The sequence below is a fragment of the Flavobacterium fluviatile genome (assembly GCF_010645065.1).
In the GTDB taxonomy this organism is placed as follows: Bacteria; Bacteroidota; Bacteroidia; order Flavobacteriales; family Flavobacteriaceae; genus Flavobacterium; species Flavobacterium fluviatile.
Genome location: NZ_JAADZW010000108.1, coordinates 1 through 567, shown reverse-complemented (window position 1 = coordinate 567; position 567 = coordinate 1). Strand labels below are relative to the sequence as shown.

Below are 567 nucleotides of genomic sequence, written 5' to 3'. Positions count from 1 at the left end.
ATGGCTTTGTTAAACCAAATCAAAAAGCCAAAAAACACCGGAATCAGAGTATTTAACGCCATAAACCAAAACTAACATGACACAACAACAAATAACCAATAAAATAGCCGAATTAGAGAAATGGTTGCATGATAATTCGCCAGAGCATGAAGCACGGCCAAATATCGAAGCTGATCTGCGAAAGCTAAAAGAGAAAGCCACACCCAGAACCATAGAGCGTGACACCTTCGACCTGCGAGAACATAATTTTTACAATGTATGAGAGAGGAAATTAACCAACGATTAGAGGACCTGCATAACGTTCTGGCGTATTGCTCAGAACTACAGAGTTTCGGTAAAATTTATGTGTTCAAAGTCAATGAAAGAATCTGTATCAATCAGGAGCGAGGTTCTTTACTATCACAGATAAACAGCGATAATTTTCCGCATGAGGTCAGGACTTATGTAATCCCGGCAAGCATCGAAGCAAAAGTAAAATTTACACTCGAAAAAATACAAGCCACTTCATGGGGTGGTTTTAATCAAGAACAATTTTTTAAAAATGATAAATAGTATAACAGTAAACGA

General features: G+C 37.4%; 2 protein-coding genes. Both read left to right on the top strand.

Annotated elements, in window-relative coordinates; translation table 11 throughout:
• Positions 1–76 precede the first annotated feature (76 nt).
• Positions 77–262, top strand: coding sequence for a hypothetical protein (locus tag GXM17_RS21490; RefSeq protein ID WP_163401554.1), 186 nt, complete (start codon positions 77–79; stop codon positions 260–262).
• Positions 259–552: a hypothetical protein gene (locus tag GXM17_RS21485; protein WP_163401553.1), complete on the top strand. Its 294-nt coding sequence runs from the start codon at positions 259–261 to the stop codon at positions 550–552. Before GXM17_RS21490 ends, GXM17_RS21485 begins: the two co-directional genes overlap by 4 nt.
• Positions 553–567 lie beyond the last annotated feature (15 nt).

Coding starts and splice junctions, on each gene's coding strand:
- GXM17_RS21485 (WP_163401553.1), top strand. CDS start 259: ATGAGAGAGGAAATTAACCAACGATTAGAGGACCTGCATAACGTTCTG.
- GXM17_RS21490 (WP_163401554.1), top strand. CDS start 77: ATGACACAACAACAAATAACCAATAAAATAGCCGAATTAGAGAAATGG.